We start from the raw sequence: 26,387 nt of genomic DNA, 5'->3' as shown, positions 1-26,387 counted from the left end.
GTATGGTTGCGTGATGTTTTTTTATTTTTTGGTTTTTTTGTGTTTGTTTTATGAGTCATTTAAGGGATTTAAGTTTGACTTGTGTTCAAATTTTCTTTGCCAATGCGGTTTAACCGGTTTTTTTGCATTTGAACGATGAAAGTATTTACGTTTTTTTTTGTGTTAAAGAATTGTTATCTTTGCACATAAGTGTTATAAATAAAACATTTTTCTTTTCATGTTAAAAAAAAATAACATTTTTTATAAGAAAAAACACTGAATTAGATGCTTTTTTTGAAGGAAAAAACCTAATTTTTTTTCTTTTTTTTTCAATTGCTGCATCTATTTGTTAAAAGCTTAAGTGTTTTTTTGAGAAATGGGATAAAATGCTGAAAAACAGGGTTAAAAACAAAAGGAAATATTTTTTTTAAAAGAATAAAAGCTTAAATTTGAAGAACGAGTATTGTTAAAAAAATCTGCTTATGAGATCAAATCTACTTAAAGGGTCATTGTTGCTGATGGTGGCAATGTTTAACCAGGAGTCTTTAATGGCTCAAATGTATGTAAGCCCTAACAGTTATGTGTTTGTTAACAATGAACAATTGTTTGTTAAAGGTGATTTGGAGTTGAATTCGGGCACCAGTAATCTTTACCTTAGAAGTGAAGGACAATTGCTTCAAGGAACAACCGTTTCGGGTAACAATAAAGGAGTTGGTGATCTTTCTGTGTACCAAGAAGGGACATCGAATAATTTTGGTTACAACCAGTGGTGTTCGCCGGTAGGTGTTCCAAATGCAGCGGCTGGTAATAATGCTTTTGGAATCGGTCAATTAAAAAGACCATCTACGGTAACCAATTTTGGTGGAGAAAGTATTGTTACTACTCTTGACGGTTCTTCAACAAATTCTACTTTGGTGATTTCAAATAGATGGATTTACAAGTTTGTTAATTCCAATCAGTATGCCAACTGGGTTTATGTTGGAAGTGCCAATACACTTCTGCCAGGAGAAGGTTTTACTATGAAAGGTGTAAGCGGATCGGATAATACAACCATATTAGGAGTTGTTAATAATCCAGGAAACAATCAGCGTTATGATTTTAGAGGAAAACCCAATGACGGGACTATTGATATTACAGTAGGCAGTACTCCAGGGCCTGATTATCCTAATCGTACCTTAACGGGGAATCCTTACCCTTCTGCAATCAATGTCAATTTGTTTTTGCTTGAAAATAGCGGTTATACTGTAAATTATGGTACAGGGGCTTATGTTTTCGTGCCGGGAACTGCAAAAATCAATGGAAATGCATATTATTGGGAACATGCTAAAACGGCTAATTCTCACGTATTAAGCCAATATGTTGCCGGTTATGGAACCTATTCTCCAAATGGAGCTACAGCTTTCTCTCCGGGAACTTATGTAAACGCTTCATGGAATACTTATAATGGAGATGGAACCCCGAATACAACTGGTCCAGTTTTACCTGGTGCAGAAAGATATAAAAGAATGTTTGCTCCAATAGGACAAGGATTCCAGGTTCAAGGCTTGGTAAATGGAACTGTACAAATGAAAAACATTTATCGTGTTTTCGTTAAAGAAGGTGCAGCTTCAAACTCTACTTTTGATCGTACTGCAAATACGGCTACTGGTAATTGGCCTGAAATTCAAAATGTTGCTGGAGTGGATTATTCTAAATATTCAAAGGCAGAAGTTCCTCAAATTCGCATCCATACAGTGTTGAATGATCAGTTTACCAGAGAAACTGCTTTAGCTTTCAATTCTAACGCTACGGATGGTTATGATGTAGCATTGGATGCAGTTGCTTCTGAGGGCAGTCTTCCAAATGACACCTATTTTCCTTTAAGTGATGGTTCGCAGTATGTGATCTCAACTATGCCGTTTTCAATCGATAAAAGAATTCCTTTCGCTTTCAAAGCAAGTGCTCAAACTACCTATAGAATAACTGTCGGGGATTTGATAAATTTTGATTTGGCGGAAAATATTTATTTACACGACAAGCAAACGGGAGAATATTTTGATATTAAAAATAACTTCTTTGAAATTACCTTGCCAGCAGGAAGTGTTAAAGATCGTTTTGAAATTACTTTCCAGGATGAAAAACTTTCTTCTAATGATGCAGCCTTTGCCGATAATTTCGTAGTGTATCAAAACAACGAATCACATAATCTGACAATTGGCAATCCAAAACAATTGGATTTGAAATCGTGTACTGTATTCGATATTACGGGAAAACAAGTTTTTACAAAAGCTAATTTAGGTTCAAATGCAGAATATACATTCCCAACTTCAGGTTTAAGTGATGGTGTTTATATCGTAAGAGTAAATTCGAAAGATAACCAAGAGTTTGGTAAAAAAGTTCTTGTAAAAAAATAAGCAGTATTCACTGCAATAAACAAAAAAGTGCAGCCGGTTTGGTTGCACTTTTTTTGTTTATTAGTTTAAATTTGCTAAAAAAAATTGAATCAAGTTGTTAATATTGAATTTCCAAATGAAATTGTTCTTTTTGTAAAAAGAGAAGACTTGTTGCACCCTCAGATTTCCGGAAACAAGTTCAGAAAGCTTAAATATAATTTGCAAGAAGCAAAAAATCAAGGATTTTCTAAGTTGCTAACTTTTGGGGGAGCATTTTCAAATCATATTGCGGCAACGGCAGCCGCGGGTAATGAATTTGGTTTTCATACAATCGGTGTGATAAGAGGAGAAGAACTTGTTGATAAAATTGATCAAAATGCTACTTTGTCTTTGGCGAAAGAAAATGGCATGCAATTTGAGTTTGTATCCAGAGAATGTTACCGTCAAAAAGAAACAACAGAATTTATTGAAAAGATCTCTGAAAAATATGGTAAGGTTTTTGTTTTGCCTGAAGGAGGTACCAATGAATTGGCGGTAAAGGGCTGTGAGGAGATACTTACTGCTTCCGATGCCGATTTTACCCACGTTTGTTGTGCGGTAGGAACGGGAGGAACCGTTTCGGGAATCATTAATTCATTGCATCCGAACCAGAAAGCGATTGGCTTTGCTGTGTTAAAGGGTGATTTTTTATCGCAGGATATTTGTAGATTTGCAAAAAATGGGCGCTGGTTTTTAAATAACGACTATCATTTCGGAGGTTATGCTAAAATAAATGAAGAACTGGTACGTTTTTTAAATGATTTCCATAAACAGACTGGAATTCCATTGGATCCGGTATATACCGGAAAGATGTTTTTTGGGATTTTGGATTTAATCAAGAAAGACTATTTCAAGAAAGGTTCTAAAATTCTGGCCATTCACACAGGCGGATTGCAGGGAATAAGAGGAATGAACGAAGTCTTAAAAAAGAAAGGACTACCAATTATTGATTATATATGATGTTGAAAAAAATTACAACGCTTGTTGTTTTGTTATTGATTTTCAGTTGCGGATCCAGTTCTAAGGTTCGGGTATCAACTGTCAATACGGCTAAAACAAAATCTGATACTAGGAAAAAAAGGCCAATAGTCACCAAGACAGGTCCGGTAAAAACATCTTCAGGGACAGCAACATCTACAACATCCTCAGGAGCAAAATCGGAAGTGTTAGAAGCTACTTCCAAAATGACCGTTACAACAGAAGTTGTGAATTCGTACATCTCCCAATACAAAGAGATTGCCAAAGAGAATATGCGTAAACACGGCATTCCTTGCAGTATTACGTTAGCCCAAGGTGTTTTGGAATCGGGTGCTGGAACTGGAATTTTAGCCCAAAAAGCCAATAATCATTTTGGAATTAAATGCCATACCGGTTGGAATGGGGATTCGGTTCATCATGATGATGATGCTGAGCAGGAATGTTTTAGAAAGTATGAGCATCCTTCGGAATCCTACCGCGATCATTCTTTGTTCTTAACTTCAAGAAGCCGTTATGCCAATTTGTTTAAATTGGATAAAGGCGATTATGTGGCTTGGGCCAGAGGATTACGCGCTGCCGGATATGCTACAGATGTAAAATATCCCGATAAGCTAATAGGTCTGATCGAACGCTATGAATTGTATAAAATTGATGAAGAAGTAATAGGTTCTGGTTATAAAGCTATTGCTAAAATTTCTGAAATGCCTTTGGATGAGAAATCGTATCGAGTTAGTCAAGGCGATACCCTTTATTCCATTTCGAAGAAGTTCAATCTTTCTGTGGAACAGATTATTCAGTTAAACGGACTTGCGTCAAATGCAATATCCATCGGACAAATTCTAAAAATAAAATCATAATATAATGTTATACCAACGCAGCAGTCAGCTTTTTGCTGAGGCAGAAAAAGTAATACCCGGTGGAGTAAATTCGCCGGTTCGTGCATTTAAAGCAGTAGGAGGGACTCCTATTTTTGTAAAAGAAGCCAAAGGTGCTTATATGTATGATGAAGACGGTAATCGATTGATCGATTATATCAATTCTTGGGGACCTATGATTTTAGGTCATGCCTATGAACCTGTGGTAGATGCGGTTATTCAGAAAGCCAAAAAAGGTACTTCTTTTGGAATGCCAACCGAATTGGAAACCCAAATAGCCTCTTTAGCTGTGGCAATGGTTCCAAATATTGATAAAATCCGATTCGTAAATTCCGGCACTGAAGCATGTATGAGTGCGATTCGTTTAGCTCGAGGATACACCAAAAGAGATAAGATTGTTAAGTTTTCGGGTTGTTACCATGGACATTCCGATTCGTTTTTAATACAGGCGGGTAGCGGGGCAATTACTTTTGGATCTCCAAACAGTCCCGGTGTAACCCAAGGGACGGCTAAAGATACACTTTTGGCACGTTATAACGATTTGGAAAACGTGAAAGCTTTATTTGAAGCAAATCCAAACGAAATTGCAGCAATCATAATTGAGCCGGTTGCTGGCAATATGGGGTGTATTCCTCCAAATCAGGGGTTTTTACAAAATTTGAGATTACTTTGTGATGAGCATGGAGCGTTGTTGATTTTTGATGAAGTCATGACTGGATTTCGTTTAGCAAAAGGAGGTGCTCAGGAATTGTTTGGAATTAAAGCAGATATTGTTTGTTTTGGAAAAGTAATTGGCGGAGGTTTGCCGGTTGGTGCTTTTGCAGCTCAAAATGAGATCATGAATTATTTGGCTCCTCTTGGACCGGTATATCAAGCAGGAACCTTGTCGGGAAATCCATTGGCTATGGCTGCAGGATTGGCAATGTTGGAAAGTATAAATAAAGATGTGGAACTGTTCAATCGTCTGGAAGCTAAAACAGCTTATCTGGAAAAAGGAATTCGTGAGCGATTAGAGGCCAACAACATTGAATTTACAATAAACAGAGTAGGCTCGATGATTTCGGTACATTTTGATGCTAATCCGGTTTATGATTTTCAAACAGCTGCAAAGGGCGATAATGAAACTTTTAAGAAGTTCTTCCATGGATTGCTTCGAGAGGGAGTGTATATTGCACCATCAGCCTATGAAACATGGTTTATTACTGATGCACTAACCTATGAAGATTTAGATTTTACAATCAATGCAATTGATAAAGTAGCAAAGGAATTGTAATTGATGATAGGATATAAAAAAAACCACCGAAAGGTGGTTTTTTATTTTTAATTCCCAGCTTGTGAGATTAATATTCTGAATGTTTCACTGTTTTTTTTAAGTGCCTCTATTTGTTCAGGTTTTAAACCGGCAGTCAATTTTCCAACCATATATTCCATAATGCTTTTTCTTTCTGCATCAGTGATGTTTGGTTTTGAAAAATCACGGTGTTTTTTATAGAAAAGACTATAATATGTCCTGTGAGTTGATGGTTCAATGTTAGTTACCTCAATAAGCTTTTTTAAATCTGCATTAGCTTTTGCTTCTAATTCGATGGAAGCTTTAGTTTTAGCATCTTTGTTTTCTTGAGCATTTGCATTGATTGAAAACGCAAAGAACAATACAAAAAGGGCAATTATTTTTTTCATAAAATGTTAATGGTTTTTTGTTAGTGTGCTCAAATCTAAATGAAAAATGTATAAAAACCAAAAAATACTTACTTAAATAACATTATTTTCTGCTTTTGTGATGTTGCCTTTTTTGTTCCATGCGATGCGCTCTTCGATCTTCTTTGTTTTCTTCCCATTTTTCCATTTGTTTTTCATTGAGAATTTTTTTCATTTCTGCTTTAAAGGCAATTTGTTCATCTAACATTTTACTTCTCAAGGCGAAACGTTCGTCTGCAGTTGGCTTTTTGCCTTCGGTTTTGGTAGCTTCAATTTTCGTTCTGGCTTCCTCACGTTTTTTGCTTTGGTCTGTCAAAAGTTTTTTTAAGTCCTTTTGTTGTTTTTCGTTTAGATCCAAATCTAAGGTCATTTTTTTAACCTGAAGTTCAACGCGTTGTTCCGGTTTTAACTGGTTCTCTTGGTTTTTCGGTTCTTGTGCAAAAAGTGATAAAGTTCCGAATAGGGCTGCGGCAATCAATATTTTTTTCATGTCTTAAAAATTTGTGTTACAGCATTAGGACAATGAAAGTTTTAAAAGGTTTAATATTGATGTAAAAAAAGAGGCTCATTTGAGCCTCTTAGATGTATCTGTTTTAAAGTATAGCTTATTCAGCTAATTCTACCACTTTTGATTCTCCGTTTACTTTCACAGAAGTTAATCCGTGTTGTGCTAAGGTTTTCATGGCTTTGTCCCATTTTTTTCCGCTTAAGGCTGCTTGGGTTTTCAGTTCGACCAATTCCATTACGTTGTTGTTTTTCTGAAGCAATTCAACAATAAGTTTTTCCTCAGCTTCCAATTCTACTTGAGGAGCTTTTTTCTCCGGACGCATTTGCGGGAAGAACAATACTTCCTGAATTGATGGATTGTTGGTTAGGAACATAATTAAACGGTCCATTCCAATTCCCAAACCGGACGTTGGCGGCATTCCGTATTCTAAGGCTCTTAAGAAGTCTTCGTCAATAATTCCATTGGCTTCATCATCCCCTTTGGCTGCCAATGCCATTTGCGCTTCGAAACGCTCTCTTTGGTCAATTGGGTCATTCAGTTCTGAATAAGCATTTGCGATTTCTTTTCCGCAAACCATTAATTCAAAGCGTTCAGTCAAGTCCGGGTTGTCACGGTGCGATTTACATAAAGGTGACATTTCTTTCGGATAATCGGTAATGAAAGTTGGCTGGATAAAGTTGCCTTCACATTTTTCTCCGAAGATTTCGTCAATCAGTTTTCCTTTGCCCATGGTTTCGTTAACTTCGATACCCATTGATTTAGCTGCTTCAAACAATTCGGCTTCCGATTTTCCGGTAATGTCAAATCCTGTAAACTGTTTAATCGCATCGGTCATGGTAACTCTTGCATACGGTGCTTTGAAGTTTACTTTGTGTTCTCCAAAAGTAGCTTCGGTAGTTCCGTTTACCTGAGTAGCACAGTATTCCAAAAGATTTTCGGTGAATTCCATCATCCAATTGTAGTCTTTGTAGGCTACATAAATTTCCATCGCGGTAAATTCCGGATTGTGTGTACGGTCCATTCCTTCGTTGCGGAAGTTTTTCGAAAACTCGTACACTCCGTCAAAACCACCAACAATCAATCTTTTCAGATACAATTCGTTGGCAATTCGCATATATAGTGGAATGTCTAAACTATTATGATGCGTGATGAAGGGTCTTGCGGCTGCTCCACCAGGAATCGACTGTAAAACCGGTGTTTCCACTTCCATGTAACCAGCTTCGTTAAAGAACGTTCTCATGGCGGTGAACAATTTGGTTCGTTTCATGAAAACGTCTTTTACCTGCGGGTTAACCACCAAATCTACATAACGCATACGGTAACGCAATTCCGGATCTACAAATTCGTCGTAAACATTTCCGTCGGTATCGGTTTTTGGTAAGGGTAATGGTCGTAAAGTTTTGCTCAAAAAGGTAAAGTTTGAAACACGAATACATTTCGCTCCAACCTGAGTGGTAAACAATTCACCTTCAATTCCAATAAAATCTCCTAAGTCGGTTAGTTTTTTGAAAACCGTGTTGTATAAAGTTTTGTCTTCGCCTTCACAAATCACATCGCGGTTAAAATACGCTTGGATTCTTCCTTCGCTGTCCTGTAATTCTGCAAATGAAGCTTTTCCTTGGTCACGAACACTCATTAAACGTCCGGCCACTACAACTTTCTTTCCTTCTTCAAAAGCGTCCTTTATCTGTTTCGACGTATGATTTACGGGAAACAAATTTGCCGGATACGGATTGATGCCAAGCTCTCTCAACTTGCTCAATTTCTCTCTTCTGATGATTTCTTGTTCTGAAAGTTGCATATAGTATTGATTTTTAAGGGTGCAAAGATACTATTTAAGTTCCAAAGTTACAAAGACGGAAAATTGTAATGTTGTTTTGGTTTTGGAGCGTAATGGTTCGGGCTTTTTTGGAAACCCTTTTCCTGCTTTCAGCGCTACACGGTAGCTTGCTTCTATCAGGGCTATTTGGAAACTATTTTGTACTTTTGGAGAAAATCTAAAAGGATGAGATTATACAAGTTACTCACGTTTGTAATTGTTGCAATTCTCTTTGCCAGCTGCAATTTTACCGAAAACATTTATATTAATGAAGACGGTAGCGGAAAAATGTCGTTTGATGTTGATGCTTCTGCTATTATGGACATGGCTGGTGATTCGATGAAAAACGAAAAAGGCTTGGATTCAACCTTTGCGTTTAAAACTTTTTTTGAAGCCAAGAAAGATAGCATTGCAAAACTCCCTCAGGCGGATCAGGAACGTTTGAAGAAAATGGAAAATTTTTCGGTAAACATGAAGATGAAACCCGAAGAAAAGAAATTCGTGTTTTCAATTTTTACGGATTTTAAAAATACTTCCGAACTAGTGGATATGATGCAGGCTATGAAAACAATCGAAGATATGAAAGGGAAAAAGAAAGAACAAGATCCTTCAAACCCGTTTTCAAATACGTTCCAAAATAATACCGATTTGAAATTTGTTTACAACGGCAAAACATTCTCCCGAAAAGTTAAAGTGAAAGATGTTGCTTTGCAGAAAACAATTTCCGATAGTTTAGTAAGTATGAAAGGAATGTTGGCGGCCTTTAACTATAATATAAAGTATCATTTTCCTAAAAAGGTAAAATCGGTTTCCAATAAAAATGCGCTTTTTAGCGAAGACCGAAAAACCATTACTATAGAATATCCTTTTACAGACTATCTTGAAAAACCGGAGTCTTTGAGTTTTGATGTGGTTCTGGAAAAAAAATAATTGATTTCAAAAATGAATAAAAAAGTAGAGCTTCAGGATCTGGGGCGAAAAGATTATAAAGATACTTGGGATTATCAGGAAGAACTTTTTGCGGAAATCGTAGCGCAGAAAGTAGCGAAAAGAGAAAATCCTGAAATTGAAACGGCGAACCATTTTCTGTTTGTGGAACATCCGCATGTTTATACCTTAGGGAAAAGTGGTGATTTATCCAATCTTCTTTTAAGTGAAAAACAATTGGAAGAAAAAGGGGCGACCTTTTATAAGATTAACAGGGGAGGAGATATTACCTACCATGGGCCGGGTCAAATTGTTGGTTATCCAATCCTTGATTTAGAGAATTTTTTCACAGACATTCATAAATATTTGAGATTATTGGAAGAAGCCATCATTCTTACTTTGGCAGAATATGGTTTGAAGTCGGAACGAAGTCAGGGTGAAACCGGGGTTTGGTTGGGAGTCGGGACACCATTTGCCAGAAAAATTTGTGCAATGGGAGTTCGAGCTTCTCGTTGGGTTACCATGCATGGGTTTGCTTTAAATGTAAACGCCGATTTGGGTTATTTTGATAACATTATTCCTTGTGGAATTAAAGGGAAAGCTGTTACGTCTTTAAATGTGGAATTAGGTGTTGAAAAAGTAGACGAAGAAGAAGTAAAGCAAAAAATACTAAAACATTTTTCCGACTTGTTCGAAGCGGAATTGGTGTAAGGAACTAAAAAGGAAGTCATTTGACTTCCTTTTTTTATAAGTCTAGGGTGAGTTGTTCGGGCAGCAACCGGAATGACATTCGGTGGTATTTTGTTATGCCGTATTTTTTGATGGCTTCACGATGTTCCTTAGTTGGGTAGCCTTTGTTTTTTTTCCAGTTGTACATGGGGAATTCCTCGTGAATTTTATCCATGTATTCATCCCGATGCGTTTTAGCTAAAACCGATGCGGCAGCAATGCTTAAGTATTTACTGTCCCCTTTTACAATACAGCTGTAAGGGATGTTGTTTATGGGTTTGAATCGGTTTCCATCTACAATAATATATTCAGGGATTGGGTTTAGTGTGATCAAACATTCCTGCATCGCTTTAATTGAGGCATTTAAAATATTTATGGAGTCTATAATTTTAGGCTCGAGATGTACTACTTTATAAGTAATTGCTTTTTCTTCAATAAGAGGTTTTAGTTTTTCTCTTGCTTTTTCGGAAAGTTGTTTGGAGTCATTTAATAAATCCAAACGAAATTCTTCCGGAAGGATTACGGCAGCGGCTGTTACAGGGCCTGCTAAACAGCCTCTTCCGGCTTCATCAGTCCCGGCCTCAAGTAGATAATCTGAAAAATTGTTGAGCAGCATTTGATGTTTTTTGCAAAAATAAGAAATTCTGCATGTATAAAAATCTGAAAATTAAGCTTTAAAAAGAAGTGTTGAAATAGTTAAAATCACATAATTCATAAAATAGCGCTTGTTTATTTAAGAAATAATTAAGAAGTTTGCGAAATAACTAACTCAAATTAATTTAACATGAGATCGAAGTTTAAATGGATTTTTGCGCTATTATTGGCGTTCTCAATGCAGTTTGCCTTCGCACAGGAGAAAACTGTAACTGGTACTGTGACCGAAGGAGGTTTGCCGTTACCAGGTGTTAGCGTTGTTGTAAAAGGTACAACAAACGGTACACAAACAGACATGGATGGAAATTATTCCATCAAAGCTAAAACTGGTCAGGTTTTGGTATTTTCTTTCATTGGTATGAAAGAGTCAACTGCAACAGTTGGAGCGTCTAGTAAAATTAACGTTACCATGAGTGCAGAGACAAAACAATTAACCGAGGTTGTTGTAGAGGGGTATAGAACTACTACAAAAGCTTCTACGGTTGTAGCTCAAGCTACTGTTAAAGCGGCTACTATTGAAAACCGTCCGAATGGTTCATTCGTGCAGACTTTACAAGGTCAGTTAGCGGGTGTTAACATTTCAACTGGAAGTGGGCAGCCGGGTTCTAAAAGTACTGTTATTATTCGTGGTGCTGGTTCTGTTACTGGTAATACAGATCCGTTGTATGTTATTGATGGTATGCCAACTAATGGGGATAACTTTAGAACATTAAACCCTAACGACATTGAGTCTACTACTGTATTGAAAGATGCTGCTGCAACTGGTATCTATGGTAATAGAGGGGCAAATGGTGTTATTGTTGTTAAGACGAAAAGAGGTTCTTTTGGAGAAGGAGGTACTAAATTTAGATATTCAGTTAATACTGGTATTACTCAGCTTCAGAAATCAAGATATTCTTTTTCAAATTCAAAAGAATTATTGAAATTGGAACAAATGTATCCAGCTGGACTTGGGGCAACTTTAACAGATGCACAAATCGACGCTTGGTCTATTGATACTGATTGGGTAAAAGAGTTCTTTAGACTAGGAACTTCTGCAGATCATCAGTTTTCTATTGAAAATACAGGGAAGAACTTAAGTTCTTATACTTCAGTTAACTATTTTAACCAAGAAGGTATTTTAACTTCAACTGGGTTGAAAAGATTCAGTATGAGAAACAACTTGACTGGAAAATCTGCTAATGAGAAATTTACATATTCAACTAATATGTTTATGGGATTCTCAAAGAATAATGAAGCGACAAATTTAGGATCTGGAGCAATCAACAGAAACTATGTTTTAGGAGCAACATTATCTGCACCTTATATTAGTCCTTCTCAATACCAAGGGTCTCAACAGGTGTTTGATTTGTATCAAACTGATGGTACTTTATTATATACGCCTTTATTCTTAATGGATAAATTGAATACGTATGTGAATAATACAGACGAAACTCGTTTTATAGGGTCTGCTGAAACAGGTTATAAATTAACTAAAGATTTAACTTTCAGAACCAGAACAGGTACTGAAATGATGTTGACAAGATTTAATCAGTCTGAGCATCCAATCTCTTTCAATGCATTGTTGTTTAAAAATGCTGCGGCTGAATTTGGAGGGTTTGAGGACATCAATACTAGAAGAGAGTTTAGTTTTAACAACTTATTCCAGTTAGATTATACTAAAGAGATTGGTAAGCATAAAGTAAATGCATTATTGAATCAAGAGTACAATTTTGATCAGTTGAATGTTAATAACATGAGACAGAGAGGTTTGGATCCTAAATTTTTCGTTCCAAATACTGGTTCAGGTTATTTAGCGGATATCGCTTCTCATGATTTTTATGGAGGAACTGTTAGTGCAAACAAATTAAAAAGAAATTTAATTTCTTATTTCGGAGTGTTGGATTATAGTTTTGACAACCGTTATGGTGTTGTAGGTACTTATCGTTTTGATGGATCTTCTGTTTTTGGACAAGAGAAAAAATGGGGTGAATTCTGGTCTGTTGCAGGTCGTTGGAATATTGACAAAGAGTCTTTTATGCAAAAACAAGACTTGTTTCAAGTGTTGAAATTAAGAGCTTCTATTGGTGTTAATGGTAACCAAAGAATTGTTGATGGTACTATTTATGCAGGACTTAACCCTCCAGCATATATCGATACTTATGCTAATGCTTCAAACGTTTATAACGGGCAAAGTGGTTATACTGTTAATTTTGGTGTGCCTGATTTGCATTGGGAAATTACTAAACAATACAATTTTGGTTTAGATTTTGAAATGTTCCACAACAGATTAAGAGGTAATGTAGATTACTATAACAAGAAAGGTTATGATTTGTTGAATTTTACTCCGGTATCAATTATTTCTGGTACTAACGGTATTATTAAAAACTCTGGAATGAACCTTACAAATAAAGGTTGGGAGGTTTCTCTTGCTGGAGATGTTTTAAAAGGTGAAGATTATATCTTAACTTTAAGAGCTAATGGTTCTTATAATAAATCTGAAGTTAATGATATTCCTTTTGGAGAAATTTATGATGGAGGTAACTCTATTAATAAAGACGGTCACATGCTAGATGAGTACTATGTAATTCCTTACGCTGGAGTTAACCAGGCAAATGGAGAGTTACTATTTACTGCTGCTGATGGTTCTTTAACAGAAAATCCTAGTGCAACTGCAGACCGTGTTTTCACAGGTAAAAACTGGCTTCCAATCTACCAAGGAGGTTTTGGTTTTGATGCAGAGTATAAAGGATTCTTTGCAAAATCTACATTTACTTTTGCTCAAAAAGTATGGAGATATGATTTTGACTTACAAGGGTTGTATGATCCTACAAGTTTAGGACAGTTTGTAGTGTCTAATGATTTATTAAATGCTTGGACTCCTACAAATACTAATACTAATGTACCTGCTTTAAATGCAACTAACTTAGGAACTGCTGATAACTCAGATAGATTCTTAAGAGATGCATCTTATGTTAGATTACGTCACGCTCAAATTGGTTATAAAGTACCTAAGAAATTCTTAGATAAAACTTTTATAACCGGATTGTCTTTCTATGCGCAGGGAGAGAATTTAGTAACTATGACTAAATGGAAAGGATTTGATGCAGAAAGTAATAGAACTGCAGATCAGGCACAATATCCAACGCCAAGAATTTATACATTTGGTATTGATTTGAGATTTTAATAACTGATTTGTTAGTTTAAATTCAAAAAAAATAAAATTTTATATTATGAAAAAAATATTTGGTATACTGCTTTTGTCTGGAGCTGTTACTTTAGTGAGTTGTGATGATGACTTGCTAAATTCATTTACTCCGGGTGCAACTACTGAAGAAGTTGCTTTTCAGACTTCTGGAGATATCCAGAAAATGATGAACAGTGCATATGCTTTACTAACTCCTCTTTCGGACCTTGAATTCAATTCAGTTTTTACCGATGAAGCAGGTATTGGTTATGCAAATGGAGGACAAGGACTTAATGATAATTATGCATTTTTGTTAAACTCTGGTTCAGGTTCTCCGGATGGTATTTGGAGTACTTATTATTTGGTTATGTCAAGAGCAAACAGAGTTATTGCTTTTGCTGATCGAGTTGTTCCTGTTGATGCTGTTGATGCTGATTTAATTAAGAGAATGAAAGCTGAAGCACTTGTGTTGAGAGCTTACTCTCACATTCAATTAGTTTCTTATTTTTCAACTAATCCTAAAGACAGAAATGCTCTTGGGGTAATGATGGCTGATGGTGTTTATTCAGTAGGTACTCAACTTCCTAGAGTAACTAACGGTGCTATTTATGATCTAGTTGATGCGGATTTAAACGCTGCATTAGCAATCTTTAATGCTCCTTCTGTAGCTCCTGCTTATGCTACGCCTTCTCTTTATGCAAATAAATATTTTGCTGTAGCAATGCAGGCAAGGGTTAATGCTTTAAGAGGTGATTACGCTAATGCGTTAACTTATGCAAATGATGTAATCAATAATTCAGGGATTTCATTAGCTAGTTTCTCTAATTATACTTCGGTATTCCTTACAGATGCCAATGCTAATAACTCTGAGGTTTTATTTAAAGTTAAAAAATTAAATGGACAGACTCGTACTGGTGCAGTTTGGGCTAGTGTTAATGCTAGTGTTGGAGGTTCACCTTTCTTTGAAATCGGACGTTCATTGTTTAACTTAATCAACACAACTGAAGTAGCTACAGCTTCAAACAATACTGTGGTTTCTATTGCAGGTACTTCGCTTACGCTTGCTAATGCAACTAACGTTTCAGTAAATGATGAGTTTGTGTTTACAACTTCTTTCCCTACAACCGCTGCAATGAACGGAGGTGGTACTGCAACTATTCCTGCTAATGCGATTGTTGCTGGAAAAGTTTACTTTGTTAAAACTAAAGTTGGTAATGTGATTACATTGACAACTGCGCCAAACGGTACTACTACTGCTAACTTTACGGCTGCTAATACCGCGACTAATCTTGCTGTTAAGCATAATAACGGTGATATTCGTTATGGTGCAATTGTACACCCAACTTCAATTATTAACTATGATTACCGTACAGTGGCTGATTTCAGAAATACTGATAAATTAGCTATGGGTAAATACCCTGGTACAGCAGCTAATGGTAACTTGGTTAACGATATCAAAATTTCAAGAATCTCCGAGATGTATTTAATTAAGGCTGAGGCTTTAACTAATGCAGGTGATTTAGCTGGAGCTGCGGCTGTAGTTAAAGAATTAAGAGATGCTCGTTTCAATGTTGCTCAGCCGTTACCGGTTTATGCTGCTGCTGTTGATGCTTGGAAAGATATCTTGAAAGAAAGAAGAATTGAGTTCGCTTTTGAAGGATACCGTTACATCGATTTAAAACGTTTAGGAACTTTAGCTAACGAAACAATTGTAAGAGATGCTAGAGATTGTGAAATTAACGGTCAGTGTACTTTACCTATTACTGATCACAGATTCACACTTCCTATTCCAGCTTCTGAATTAGGGGTTAACCAGTCTATTAGAGGACAGCAAAACCCTGGATACTAATCATTAGATTTATTCCAATAGAAAAGCCCCGCATTGCGGGGCTTTTTATTTTTAAAAAATAAGCTATTTCTCATTACCTTTGTCGCTTAAATAAATTTTATGGACAAAGGTTTTATTTATTTCATGTTGCTGTTTTCAGTGGTGGCTTTTTCACAAAACCAAGAAGGTAATGAAGTTTCCAATTCGGAGATTCAAAAAAAAGCAACGGTCGATTTATATAAAATAATTACGCTGGATAAGGATACTACCTATGTTGATACTACTTTAACCATTCAGAGGGAGTATAAATTCAATTACCTTAGAAAAGATACTTTTGGTTTACTTCAATTTTTGAATGAAGGCCAAACCTACAATACTCTAGATTTCGGATTAACAGCGTTCAATCCGTACCCTGAGTTTGGGTTTTCTGCAAAGCATTTCAATTATCTTGAAGTGCGTGATATCAACTATTATAACGTGCCAACTCCTTATTCGGATTTGTATTTTAAATCAGTTATGGAGCAAGGTCAGAACTTAGATGCTTTTGCTACAGTAAATACTTCTAAGAATTTAAACTTTGCAGCCGGTTACAAAGGGTTACGTTCTTTGGGGAAATATCAAAATCAACTTTCCAGTACCGGGAACTTTCGTTTTATAACCAGTTACAATACTACAGATAAACGTTATATGCTTAAAGCACATATCACGGCTCAGGACATCCTTAATCATGAAAACGGAGGAATAAAAACAATTTCTCAGTTTGAGGATGGCGATAATATTTTCGCTGAGCGTCCGCGTATGAATGTTTATTTTTTGGATGCCAAATCTTTACTTAAAGGAAATCGTTATTTTGTTGATCATTCTTTCCGTTTGAGCAAATTGAATCCTAACAGTCTTGTTGTAAATCATCAGTTTAATTTTGAGAATAAGTTTTTTGAATTCTCCATGACTTCAGACGCGCGTTTCGGAGACAGTTATGCTTCAACCATCAATAATAAAACCCGTTATAATCGGATGTATAATAAATTGGGGGTAGCTTATTCTAGTGAAAAGTTGGGAGATTTTCAGTTTTTTGTAGACGATTTTAAGTATAATTATTTTTATTACCGCTCTGTAACCCTTCAAGGCGGAAGTTTGGTTCCCAACAAAAACAACGACCGCATTAACACTTGGGGAGCTCAGTACAACTATCAAAAAGCTAACTGGAAAGGAAGTCTTATGTTTTCAAATTCCTTAACCAAACAATCTCTTGCTTCTCTTGAGGCTAACCTTCGTTATACGTTGGATGAAAAAAACAGTTTTACTTTGAAATACCAAAACATGAATAAGCTTCCTAATCTTAATTATGTTTTGTATCAAAGTGATTATAAGGAATACAATTGGTACAATTCGTTCAAAAACGAAAAAATCAGCAATGTTGAAGTGGAAGCCAAAACACAATGGGCAAATCTTTCGTTTCAATATACGGTTTTAAACGATCATTTGTTTTTTGCCAATACCGATGCGGCCTTAAATGCTGAAGGCTTGGCAACTAAGCTTTTGGTAAAGCCGTTTCAATACGATAAAACTATTAACTATCTATCTGTAAAAGGAAGTAAAGAATTCAAATTTTGGAAATTGGCTCTGGATAACACAGTATTGTTTCAGCAGGTTCAGCAAGCAGATGCTGTTTTAAATGTTCCGAAGCTAACCACAAGAAACAGTTTGTATTTTACAGATTACTACTTTAAAAAAGCTTTGTTTTTACAAACCGGAGTGACGCTTAATTATTTTACCAAATACAAAGCCAACGACTACAATCCGCTTCTTGGAGAATTTTACATTCAAAACCAGAAAGAAATTGGCGATTTTCCTATGTTGGATTTCTTTATCAATGCAAAAATCAGAACGTTTCGTGTTTTCCTCAAAGCCGAGCATTTCAATTCCAGCTTTACCGGTTACAACTATTACACGGCGCCAAATTATCCGTACCGCGATTTCATGGTGCGCTTTGGGGTGATTTGGGACTTCTTTAGTTAATTTTTTGAAGCGAAAGATTAGGCTTTTTTGCAGACTAATTTCCCGCTGTTCGTTGCAATCTGTTATTTTGCCTGATAACAAAATAACAGGATTTACTCTTCCATCGGGGCTAGAGAACTATCCTCTTTTCTTTTTGGAAACATTGTAATAATCAATACATTTGCAGTTCGCTTTAATTTTAAGAACAGTTATAAAATGAAATACGTAGAAAATATTTTAGGGACTATCGGAAATACTCCGATGGTAAAACTAAACAAAATAACCGCAGAGATTCCAGCCTTGGTTTTGGCTAAAGTGGAGTATTTTAACCCAGGGCAATCCTGTAAAGACCGTATGGCTTTAAAGATGATTGAAGATGCAGAGGCAGACGGTCGTTTAAAACCCGGAGGAACCATTATCGAAGGAACATCGGGTAATACAGGAATGGGATTGGCTTTAGGGGCGATCATCAAAGGATATAAACTTATTTGTGTAATAACAGACAAGCAATCCAAGGAGAAAATGGATATTTTAAGAGCTGTTGGGGCTAAAGTGGTTGTCTGTCCTACCGATGTAGAACCAACAGATCCTCGTTCATACTACTCGGTTTCCAGAAGATTAGCAGAAGAAACCCCTAACGGGTGGTATGTTAATCAGTACGACAATATGTCGAATACTAAAGCAAACTACGAGCAAACCGGCCCTGAAATTTGGGATCAAACCGATGGAAAAGTTACGCATTTTGTGGTAGGTGTAGGTACAGGAGGAACAATTTCCGGTGTTGCTAAATATTTGAAAGAGCACAATCCAAAAGTGAAAATTTGGGGAGTTGATACGTATGGCTCTGTTTTCAAAAAATACAAAGAAACCGGGATTTTCGATGAGAACGAGGTTTATTCTTATGTAACTGAAGGCATTGGTGAAGACATTCTTCCAGAGAACGTAAACTTCGATTTAATTGACGGCTTTACTAAAGTTACTGATAAAGACGCAGCGGTTTATACCCGTAAATTAGCTTTAGAAGAAGGACTTTTCGTAGGGAACTCTTCCGGAGCCGCTATCAAAGGTTTGTTGCAGTTAAAAGATAAATTTGGTCCGGATGATGTAGTGGTAGTTCTTTTCCATGATTCGGGTTCCCGTTATGTTGGTAAGATGTTTAACGATGATTGGATGCGTGAAAGAGGTTATTTGGAAGATGAAGTAACCAAGGCGGAAGATTTGATTCAGGAGCACATTGACAAGCCTTTGGTAGTTGTTCGTACCGAAGAGTTGGTGTCTCATGCAATTGAGCGTATGCGTAAGCACAAAATCTCTCAAATTCCGGTAATCGACATTAATGGATTTGTTGGATCTGTTGATGAAACGGATTTATTCCAAAGTTATGTAGCCGATAAAAACGTTGCAGAGAAGCCAATTCGTGAAGTTATGGGAGCGCCTTTTCCGATTGTGAAATTAGAAACTTCGGTGGAAGAAGTGTCAAAATTGATCAATAAAGACAATCAAGCAGTCTTGGTTGATTTAGGAAACGGAAAACACCATATCATAACCAAGCATGATATTATCAATTCAATTAAGTAATACATATTAACTAAAAAGAGCCTTGTAAAGGCTCTTTTTTTTTTTAAGAAATGTGTTGGTTGTTTAGTTTTTGATTACTTTCTCTGTGCGAACAGCTCCTTGATCGGTTTTGATTTTAATTAAATAGCTTCCATTGGCAAGTTCGCCTATATCAACTTTGTTTGTTCTGGAAACAGTTTTGATTAGGTTGCCAAGAATTCCATAAACTTCAATACTCTGTATATTTTCTTCATTGGTAATGGTAATCAATCCTTTAGTTGGATTTGGATAAACAGCAGCTGCTGAATTGTTGTTGAAATCTGCTGTGCCTAAAGTTCCGGTTACGTTCACATCGTCGATGAACCAGTTGTCTCCATCATTTTGACTCATCACAAAAGCAATGTAAATTTGCTGGCCATTGTATGCGCTTAGATCAACTGTTTTTTGGCTGGAAATTGGTGTTGTGGTTGCAAAGTCGGCTTCTGTGTAGGTTTCAATTGTTGTAAATGAGCTAATGTCAGTTTGTGATGTGGTTGATACCCTTACTGTGTATTCTGTAGCATAGTCGGCTGTGTACTGCTGACCACCCCAAAAAGACAAAGATACATTAGTATAATCTGTTAAATTAACAAGTGGTGTTACTAACCAATCTTCTGCGGTTGTTGTTACCACCTCATATCTAACAAAAGCACAATTTCCAGGGGAATAAGCCCTAGTTGAGGCAATTACACCCTAATTGTAACCCGTTCCTTCTCCGTTAGTTCCAACAAATGAAGTCCAGCCTACAGGTAATGCCACTGCGGCATCAAAGTTTTCGCTTAATTGCCCATAAGAACAAGCGGCAATCAATCCTAAAGCTAAAGTGTAAAGTTTTTTCATATAAGTGAATTTATGATTAATGTTACAATTTAGTATTGATTGCTTGAATATTGTCAAATAACAGATGAAAAGCAGATAAATCCTATAAAATACAACAATTAATATGTTTTTTTGCTATTCGCTACCTAAAAGTACCCCGGAAACGTTCCAGGCACTGAAACTGTTTCCTTCAGGCTTGCCTTGAGGAATTTTAATTCGAATGGAATGTTTTCCGGCTTTTAAATCTCCTAAATCAATTAAGGTTGGATTGGTTACTGTTCCCGGGCACCAATTCGAGCGGCTGTAATCGGATGAGGATAATCCGTTGTTGAAATTTCCGGAAGCCGGATTGTAGAGTCGATAGGTTGCGCAATCTTGTCTCCAGGGAATGAAAGTATACACTTGCTGATTGTCCAGTAGGATTGTGTTTTTCTTTTGCAGGTATTCGTCGCCGTTTTCCCAGCCTCCATGACCGGTAGAAATATAACGAAGACGGGCATTTTTTAAATCTTTTTCTAAAACGAATTCTACCAGTAGGCCATTATCAGAGTCGAACATGGTAGCATAATCCTGACCGGCCATTTCCATTACATTGGTAGTGTTAAACAGCGGAATTAGAACATTGTTTCCGGATTTTGCGCCTTCTTCTGTGTGTAGGGTTATGTTGGCTGATATTTTATGTCCTCCTTTGTCGTAATTGCCTATGAAAGCGCCAATCCAGACTTCTTTGTTGTCCAGTGCAGATTGAAGTTCTGAAATGTCCTGTCGATAAGGGACGGATTCTTCCCAGGTTTTACCCTTTAGTTGTAGATGATTATATTGTTTGATTCCGAAAGGAGTAAAAAAACGCATTAGCTCTAATAAAGGGGAATAATTTTGTGTTTGCACAACGCCTTGGTATTTTTTGGTGTTGCCATTTTCGTATGTAGGAAGCGTTTTGATTCCGTTTTTCAATCCGTCCAAAAAGGAAATGCTTTTGTCTGTCGGGATAATAAAGACTGATCCGGTTCTGTCGTAAGCATCTCCGTTAGATTGTTCGGTTACATCAATAAAAATTTGACTTCCTTTTTTTATTACCGGCAGCTTTATTTTTCTAACAATTACAGTTCCGTTGGCAAAACGTAAGATACTATCGTTGGATTTGGAGGCGTCTGAAAAATTGATAATTTCATTTTCAAAAACCGGAATTGTAGTAAAGCGACTTTTCCATACTTTGTCCCGATAGGTTAGTAGGTCTACGCTTTCATTTTTTCCTTTGCTTGCATCTGTGAGCATTTTTTTTGGACTGAGATTTCTTTGCTTTTCAATTTTTACGGCAGTAATCAAAAAGTTGTTGTTTCGATTCATTTCCAGTACAAGACCTAAATTTTGTCCAAGAACGGTAGGTGCTCCTTTGATTTTTAAATCATTGGTAAACCATAAATCAATATGGTTGGAATTGACCGTTGTGGTGGCTTTTTTGCATTTGTAGCCCAGTATAGTTTTTGTTTCTTCTGTAAACTCAAAGGATTGTTTCTGGATTGATGTGCTGTCAGTCGTTGCGACTGATGTCTGTTCCCCTAATCGGGTAAGTTGTACGAGTCTTTTTTTTGAATGGTCTATAAAAGTTTGTTCGAAGGGAAATTCTGCTTTTCCCGAAAGAAACTTTTCCGTTGTTATCAGCGACTCCGTTTCGGTAGAAAAAACCGCTATGGGATCTTGATTTTCAAGTTGGGTCCCGTTGGAGCTTTTAAGGTACGTTATTTTAAATCCGTTTGTTTGAGTGGTGTTTTTTTGAGCAAAGCAAAAAGGGACGCTTAAGAGCATCGAAAGGGAAATAATAATTTTCATTTAGCGTGTTGTTTTTATAAATAATTTCTTACATTTGAATTTTAATATCTACGCCATGCAAGAAACTTTTTTACAATATCTCTGGCAATATAAGAAATTTGTTAGCGATGAACTCAAAACAATTCAGGGGGACAGCCTGATAATTCTCTATTCAGGTGAAAATAGGGAAGTTAGCCCTTTTACTTTTTTTAATGTTCATTTGGTGCTTGACGGACAAAAATGGGCCGGGAATGTTGGGGTTTATCTTAAGAACTCCGATTGGAAACGATATTATTCGGAAAGAGAATATGCATCGAACAATACTATTTTACATGTTGTCTACGAGTACGATGAGTCTGTAAGTAGAAAAGACGGTTCTGAAGTTCCGGTTTTACTCCTTAAAGATTATTTAGAAGGATATGTTTATAATGAATCTTTAGACGATTTTCACCAATGTGCCTGTTGTTTGGATAAAAGAGCATTGAAAATTGAAGATTTAGTTTAAATTTGTAAAGATATTAAGTATGGGATTCGTCACAGATATACGGCATTTTTTTGAGAAGCACGGTTTTGAAGTTTCTTCTCGTTTCGCAGACAAACTTGGTATGCGAACCACAAGTGTACGATTGTTTTTCATTTACATTTCTTTTTTTACCGTAGGGCTTTGGTTCGGGGTTTATCTTACTTTGGCTTTTTTACTTCGGTTAAAAGATATGATTTATACTAAGCGCAGTTCGGTTTTCGATTTGTAATTCCCTTTTTTATGAAAAATAATGGTTTAAGCGTGCAATTCACACGCGAACAACGAGGCGGGGTTTTCGCCTTGTTGCTGCTCATGCTGTTTACTCAGGTGGTTTATTGCTTTTGCTTTTCGAATTCAGTCTTTACTAAGGAAGAAGATTCGGAATCTGAGAAAGAATGGCTTTCACTTCAAGGTAAAATTGACAGTTTAAAAGTACTCAAGGGAACTGAAAGACTAAAGATTTATCCTTTCAATCCTAATTTTATCTCCGATTACAAAGGATATGTTTTGGGGATGTCTGTTTCGGAAATTGACAGACTGCATAAATTCAGATCCAAAAATCAATACGTTAATTCTGCTGAAGATTTTCAAAAGGTAACGGGTGTTTCCGATGAGTTGCTTGCGAAAATTTCGCCTAATTTTAAATTTCCGGATTGGGTAAAACACAAAGCGAAAGGGTTTAACCAAACTGCGTTTTATAAAAAGAACATTGCTATGAAATCGAAAATTAAAATTTTGGACATTAATCAAGCTTCTAAGGAGGATTTAATGGAAATTTATGGCATTGGGGAAGGTTTGTCTGCACGTATTTTGAAAGAAAAAGAGAAATTCGGTGCTTTTGTGAGTATGGATCAGATGGGGGATGTTTGGGGGTTGTCTGCAGAGGTGATCGGAAAATTAAATGAGCATTTTAAAATTTTGTCTGCGCCTCAGGTGAAAAAGATTTCAATCAACAGTCTCTCGATGAAAGAGCTTCAGCAATTTCCTTACTTCAGATATCCTCTTGCTAAGGAGATTGTCACTTTTCGAAGTATGAATGGGCAAATTAATTCCAAGGAAGATTTAATAAAAATTAAGAATTTTCCAGTTGAAAAAGTCGATATAATTGCCTTATATTTGGACTTTTAAACAAACAAACACTACAAACCAAAATGAATTCAGTTTATTTTACAGAAGAGCATCAGTTATTTAGAGAGAGTTTTCGAGATTTTTTACAAAAGGAAGTTGTTCCTCATATTGAGAAATGGGAAAAAACAGGAACCATCGAACGATTCATATGGAAAAAATTCGGCGAAATGGGTTTCTTTGGATTGCGTTATCCTGAGGCTTACGGCGGAATGAACTTGGATTTGTTTTATACAGTGGTTTTTTTAGAAGAACTTCAAAAAATTAAATCATCTGGTTTTGCAGCTGCCATGTGGGCCCATGCTTATTTGGCAATGACGCATTTAAACGCAGAAGGCGATGAGCGAATCAAGCAAGAGTATTTGACTGCAAGCATTTCAGGTGATAAGATTGGTGCTTTGTGTATTACGGAACCTTTTGGAGGAAGTGATGTTGCGGGGATGCGTACAACAGCGGTAAAGAGCGGAGACAAATATATTATTAACGGTTCCAAGACCTTTATTACTAATGGTGTTTATGCAGACTATTACGTAGTGGCGGCTAAAACAAATCCTGAGCTTGGGAATAAAGGGATTAGTATGTTTTTGGTAGACAGTAATCTTAAAGGGATTTCTGCTACAAAGCTGGATAAATTAGGATGGAGAGCTTCCGATACGGCGGAAATTGCATTTGATAATGTTGAAATTCCGGCAGAAAATTTGATGGGAGAAGAAGGAAAAGGATTTCCATATATCATGCAGCACTTTGCTTTAGAGCGTTTAATCATGGCGATTAATGCACATGCTAGAGCGGAATATGCCCTAGAGTATACTATTGGATACATGTCTGAGCGTGAAGCTTTTGGAAGAACTATAGATAAGTTCCAGGCCTTAAGACACACCATGGTAGAGCATGCAACCGAAGTGGAACATTGTAAATTGTTTAATTATGCAGCGGTGGCTCGTTTGAATCAAGGAGAATATGTAGTAAAAGAAGCTACAATGGCTAAATTGAAATCAACCAAAGTTGCTGATCAAGCAATTTACGATTGTTTGCAAATGTTAGGGGGCTATGGTTACATGGAAGAATATCCGTTGGCTCGTTTGTTGAGGGATAGTCGTTTAGGACCAATCGGTGGTGGAACGTCTGAAATTTTGAAAGAGATTCTGTCAAAGATGATCATTGATAAACAGGATTATAAGCCAGCTGTGAAGCACTAATCTAAAAAAACATTAAGGTTTAAGCCAAGTTGTAAGAAATTATAACTTGGCTTTTTAATTAAAATGTTTTAAGGTTTTAATCTGTTTAATTTTAATTGGTTTTCTTTTGTAATTACTTCGTTAATTCACAAAACAAATTGATATTTATTTTGTTCGTGTCAAAATAAAGTTATAAGTTTGCGGCCTAAATGAGAGGAGGTGTCTAAACTATGTTAATTATCCCAATTAAAGACGGAGAAAATATCGATAGAGCATTAAAGCGCTATAAGAGAAAATTTGATAAAACTGGAACAGTTCGTCAATTAAGAGCACGTCAGCAGTTCACAAAACCATCAGTGGTTAGAAGAGCTCAGATTCAAAAAGCACAATATATTCAAGGTTTAAGAGATTCTTTAGAGAACTAGTATTTTTTGAATAATTCTATAACCGTTAGTATGCGAAGTTTTATAACTTTGTTGCTAACGGTTTTTTTATGCTTACAAATCAACAAGCTTATCGGGATTATTTGCAGAAAGAGAAGAATTATTCGCTTCATACTGTTGCGGCTTATTTGAAGGATCTTTCGGAATTTGAACAATTCTTGAAGCATCGTGACGATGATGCTGCATTGGAACAGGTCGCTTATGGTCAGATCCGTTCTTGGGTGGTTGAGCTTGTGGAGAAGGGGATTTTAAATACTTCAATAAATCGAAAAATTTCCTCCTTAAAATCGTTTTATAAATTTCTGCTTAAAACCAAGCAAATTGAATTAAATCCGCTTCAAAAGCATAAATCATTGAAAACGCCTAAAAAAGTTCAGATTCCTTTTTCTGAGAAAGAGCTTGAAATGGTTTTTGATGAAAACGACTATCCGGATGATTTTGAAGGTATTCGTAATCGTTTGATTATTGAGCTTTTTTATACGACCGGTATGCGGCGTGCGGAATTAATTTCACTGGAGATTTCTAATTTTAGTCCTTATGCTAAAACATTGAAGGTTTTGGGGAAGCGAAATAAAGAGCGAATTCTGCCGCTTTTAGATTGCACCGTGGCGTTGTTAAATAGTTATCTTGAGGTTAGGAAAACGTTTGTAGGCAGTTCATCTGGCAATTTGTTAATTTTAAATAAAAACGGTCATAAAGTTAGTGAAACGTTTGTGTATCGTTTAATAAATAATTACTTTAGTAATGTCTCTGAGAAAGTAAAGAAGAGTCCTCACGTTCTGCGGCACACTTTTGCAACGCATCTGCTGAACAACGGTGCCGATTTAAATTCTGTAAAGGAGTTATTGGGTCATGCGAGTTTATCTTCCACTCAAATCTATACGCACAGTAGCCTGTCTGAACTGAAGCGGGTTTATCAAGATGCTCATCCGCGCAGCCAAAAATAATTCTAAAAGTTTAACCCAAATAAATTTTTAATTATGAAAGTAAATGTTCATGCAGTCAATTTTAATATTGACAGAAAATTGGTAGATTTTGTACAAGAGCGATTAGATAAACTGGAAAAATATTATGATAGGGTGGTTTCGTCCGATATTTTCTTAAAAGTGCAGAACACGAGTGATAAAGAAAATAAAATTGTAGAGGTTAAAATAAATGTGCCCGGTGATGAATTTGTGGTGAAAAAGCAGAGTAAGTCTTTTGAAGAAGCTGTGGATTTATCTGTGGATTCTTTGGAGCGACTTTTGTTAAAACGAAAAGATAAAGTTAGGGCGCACAGCTAAAAATAAAAAAAAAAGAAAAATTATTTTGATTAAAAAATAAA

At 36.2% G+C, this 26,387-nt stretch carries 24 protein-coding genes; 17 read left to right on the top strand and 7 right to left on the bottom strand.

Annotation, left to right across the window (positions count from 1 at the left end; translation table 11 throughout):
• The first annotated feature begins 461 nt into the window (after positions 1–461).
• The 4 genes from LZZ90_RS03755 (at position 462) to hemL (ending at position 5,516) form a co-directional block, all read left to right on the top strand.
• The gene (locus tag LZZ90_RS03755) at positions 462–2,372 is read left to right on the top strand and encodes a T9SS sorting signal type C domain-containing protein (protein WP_237789353.1); all 1,911 of its coding nucleotides are present in this window, start codon (positions 462–464) and stop codon (positions 2,370–2,372) included.
• Between the two features lie 84 nt (positions 2,373–2,456).
• Positions 2,457–3,350, top strand: a complete 894-nt coding sequence (locus LZZ90_RS03750; RefSeq protein WP_237789352.1) for a 1-aminocyclopropane-1-carboxylate deaminase/D-cysteine desulfhydrase — start codon at positions 2,457–2,459, stop codon at positions 3,348–3,350.
• On the top strand, positions 3,347–4,225 hold the full coding sequence (locus LZZ90_RS03745) for a glucosaminidase domain-containing protein (RefSeq protein ID WP_370640607.1): 879 nt from the start codon (positions 3,347–3,349) through the stop codon (positions 4,223–4,225). The genes LZZ90_RS03750 and LZZ90_RS03745 overlap by 4 nt, the downstream gene beginning before the upstream one ends.
• 4 nt (positions 4,226–4,229) lie before the next feature.
• A complete protein-coding gene (hemL, locus tag LZZ90_RS03740) occupies positions 4,230–5,516 on the top strand; it encodes a glutamate-1-semialdehyde 2,1-aminomutase (RefSeq protein WP_237789351.1) in 1,287 nt (428 codons plus the stop codon).
• 47 nt (positions 5,517–5,563) lie between these two features.
• On the opposite strand, the gene LZZ90_RS03735 is transcribed toward hemL, so the two are convergent.
• The 3 genes from LZZ90_RS03735 to lysS form a co-directional block, all read right to left on the bottom strand.
• Positions 5,564–5,923 carry a hypothetical protein gene (locus LZZ90_RS03735; protein WP_237789350.1) on the bottom strand — a complete coding sequence of 120 codons (360 nt, stop codon included), beginning with the start codon at positions 5,921–5,923 and terminating at the stop codon, positions 5,564–5,566.
• A gap of 82 nt (positions 5,924–6,005) precedes the next feature.
• Complete coding sequence (locus tag LZZ90_RS03730; protein ID WP_237789349.1) at positions 6,006–6,431, bottom strand: hypothetical protein; 426 nt, start codon at positions 6,429–6,431, stop codon at positions 6,006–6,008.
• 115 nt (positions 6,432–6,546) lie between these two features.
• On the bottom strand, positions 6,547–8,250 hold the full coding sequence (lysS, locus tag LZZ90_RS03725; RefSeq protein ID WP_237789348.1) for a lysine--tRNA ligase: 1,704 nt from the start codon (positions 8,248–8,250) through the stop codon (positions 6,547–6,549).
• 204 nt (positions 8,251–8,454) lie between these two features.
• On the opposite strand from lysS, the gene LZZ90_RS03720 reads away from it, so the two are divergent.
• Complete coding sequence (locus LZZ90_RS03720; RefSeq protein WP_237789347.1) at positions 8,455–9,198, top strand: hypothetical protein; 744 nt, start codon at positions 8,455–8,457, stop codon at positions 9,196–9,198.
• A gap of 12 nt (positions 9,199–9,210) precedes the next feature.
• On the top strand, positions 9,211–9,906 hold the full coding sequence (gene lipB, locus LZZ90_RS03715) for a lipoyl(octanoyl) transferase LipB (protein WP_237789346.1): 696 nt from the start codon (positions 9,211–9,213) through the stop codon (positions 9,904–9,906).
• A gap of 34 nt (positions 9,907–9,940) precedes the next feature.
• Here lipB and LZZ90_RS03710 read toward each other — a convergent pair whose 3' ends face one another.
• On the bottom strand, positions 9,941–10,540 hold the full coding sequence (locus LZZ90_RS03710) for a ribonuclease HII (RefSeq protein WP_237789345.1): 600 nt from the start codon (positions 10,538–10,540) through the stop codon (positions 9,941–9,943).
• A 168-nt stretch (positions 10,541–10,708) separates the two neighbouring features.
• Here LZZ90_RS03710 and LZZ90_RS03705 point away from each other — a divergent pair, with 168 nt between their 5' ends.
• From LZZ90_RS03705 to LZZ90_RS03690, 4 genes are all read left to right on the top strand, one after another.
• The gene (locus LZZ90_RS03705; protein ID WP_237789344.1) at positions 10,709–13,744 is read left to right on the top strand and encodes a SusC/RagA family TonB-linked outer membrane protein; all 3,036 of its coding nucleotides are present in this window, start codon (positions 10,709–10,711) and stop codon (positions 13,742–13,744) included.
• 46 nt (positions 13,745–13,790) lie between these two features.
• Entirely contained in the window at positions 13,791–15,593 is a 1,803-nt protein-coding gene (locus LZZ90_RS03700) for a RagB/SusD family nutrient uptake outer membrane protein (protein WP_237789343.1), read from the top strand.
• Between the two features lie 99 nt (positions 15,594–15,692).
• Positions 15,693–17,591, top strand: a complete 1,899-nt coding sequence (locus tag LZZ90_RS03695) for a putative porin (RefSeq protein WP_237789342.1) — start codon at positions 15,693–15,695, stop codon at positions 17,589–17,591.
• 195 nt (positions 17,592–17,786) lie between these two features.
• Complete coding sequence (locus LZZ90_RS03690) at positions 17,787–19,148, top strand: pyridoxal-phosphate dependent enzyme (protein ID WP_237789341.1); 1,362 nt, start codon at positions 17,787–17,789, stop codon at positions 19,146–19,148.
• A gap of 63 nt (positions 19,149–19,211) precedes the next feature.
• Here LZZ90_RS03690 and LZZ90_RS03685 read toward each other — a convergent pair whose 3' ends face one another.
• The 3 genes from LZZ90_RS03685 to LZZ90_RS03675 form a co-directional block, all read right to left on the bottom strand.
• Positions 19,212–19,853, bottom strand: a complete 642-nt coding sequence (locus LZZ90_RS03685) for a choice-of-anchor J domain-containing protein (RefSeq protein ID WP_370640621.1) — start codon at positions 19,851–19,853, stop codon at positions 19,212–19,214.
• Positions 19,854–19,859: 6 nt separating this feature from the next.
• Positions 19,860–20,006 (bottom strand): hypothetical protein, encoded by a 147-nt coding sequence (locus LZZ90_RS03680; RefSeq protein ID WP_237789339.1) that lies wholly within the window; start codon positions 20,004–20,006, stop codon positions 19,860–19,862.
• A gap of 114 nt (positions 20,007–20,120) precedes the next feature.
• Positions 20,121–21,815: a GLPGLI family protein gene (locus LZZ90_RS03675; protein ID WP_237789338.1), complete on the bottom strand. Its 1,695-nt coding sequence runs from the start codon at positions 21,813–21,815 to the stop codon at positions 20,121–20,123.
• Positions 21,816–21,870: 55 nt separating this feature from the next.
• Here LZZ90_RS03675 and LZZ90_RS03670 point away from each other — a divergent pair, with 55 nt between their 5' ends.
• The 7 genes from LZZ90_RS03670 to hpf all read left to right on the top strand — a co-directional run bounded on the left by LZZ90_RS03670 (position 21,871) and on the right by hpf (position 26,346).
• The gene (locus LZZ90_RS03670; protein WP_237789337.1) at positions 21,871–22,299 is read left to right on the top strand and encodes a DUF2851 family protein; all 429 of its coding nucleotides are present in this window, start codon (positions 21,871–21,873) and stop codon (positions 22,297–22,299) included.
• Between the two features lie 19 nt (positions 22,300–22,318).
• The gene (locus tag LZZ90_RS03665) at positions 22,319–22,546 is read left to right on the top strand and encodes a PspC domain-containing protein (protein WP_237789336.1); all 228 of its coding nucleotides are present in this window, start codon (positions 22,319–22,321) and stop codon (positions 22,544–22,546) included.
• Positions 22,547–22,557: 11 nt separating this feature from the next.
• Complete coding sequence (locus LZZ90_RS03660; protein ID WP_237789335.1) at positions 22,558–23,445, top strand: helix-hairpin-helix domain-containing protein; 888 nt, start codon at positions 22,558–22,560, stop codon at positions 23,443–23,445.
• Between the two features lie 23 nt (positions 23,446–23,468).
• Positions 23,469–24,641 carry an acyl-CoA dehydrogenase family protein gene (locus LZZ90_RS03655; protein ID WP_237789334.1) on the top strand — a complete coding sequence of 391 codons (1,173 nt, stop codon included), beginning with the start codon at positions 23,469–23,471 and terminating at the stop codon, positions 24,639–24,641.
• A gap of 209 nt (positions 24,642–24,850) precedes the next feature.
• Positions 24,851–25,045, top strand: a complete 195-nt coding sequence (gene rpsU / locus LZZ90_RS03650) for a 30S ribosomal protein S21 (protein WP_026979459.1) — start codon at positions 24,851–24,853, stop codon at positions 25,043–25,045.
• Positions 25,046–25,113: 68 nt separating this feature from the next.
• Entirely contained in the window at positions 25,114–26,010 is an 897-nt protein-coding gene (locus tag LZZ90_RS03645; RefSeq protein WP_237789333.1) for a tyrosine-type recombinase/integrase, read from the top strand.
• A gap of 33 nt (positions 26,011–26,043) precedes the next feature.
• On the top strand, positions 26,044–26,346 hold the full coding sequence (gene hpf, locus LZZ90_RS03640; protein WP_237789332.1) for a ribosome hibernation-promoting factor, HPF/YfiA family: 303 nt from the start codon (positions 26,044–26,046) through the stop codon (positions 26,344–26,346).
• Positions 26,347–26,387: the final 41 nt, after the last annotated feature.

The sequence above is a fragment of the Flavobacterium sp. SM15 genome (assembly GCF_022012335.1).
Taxonomy (GTDB): Bacteria; Bacteroidota; Bacteroidia; order Flavobacteriales; family Flavobacteriaceae; genus Flavobacterium.
Note: the sequence above shows the minus strand (reverse complement) of the source record. Positions and strands in the feature narration are given on the sequence as shown.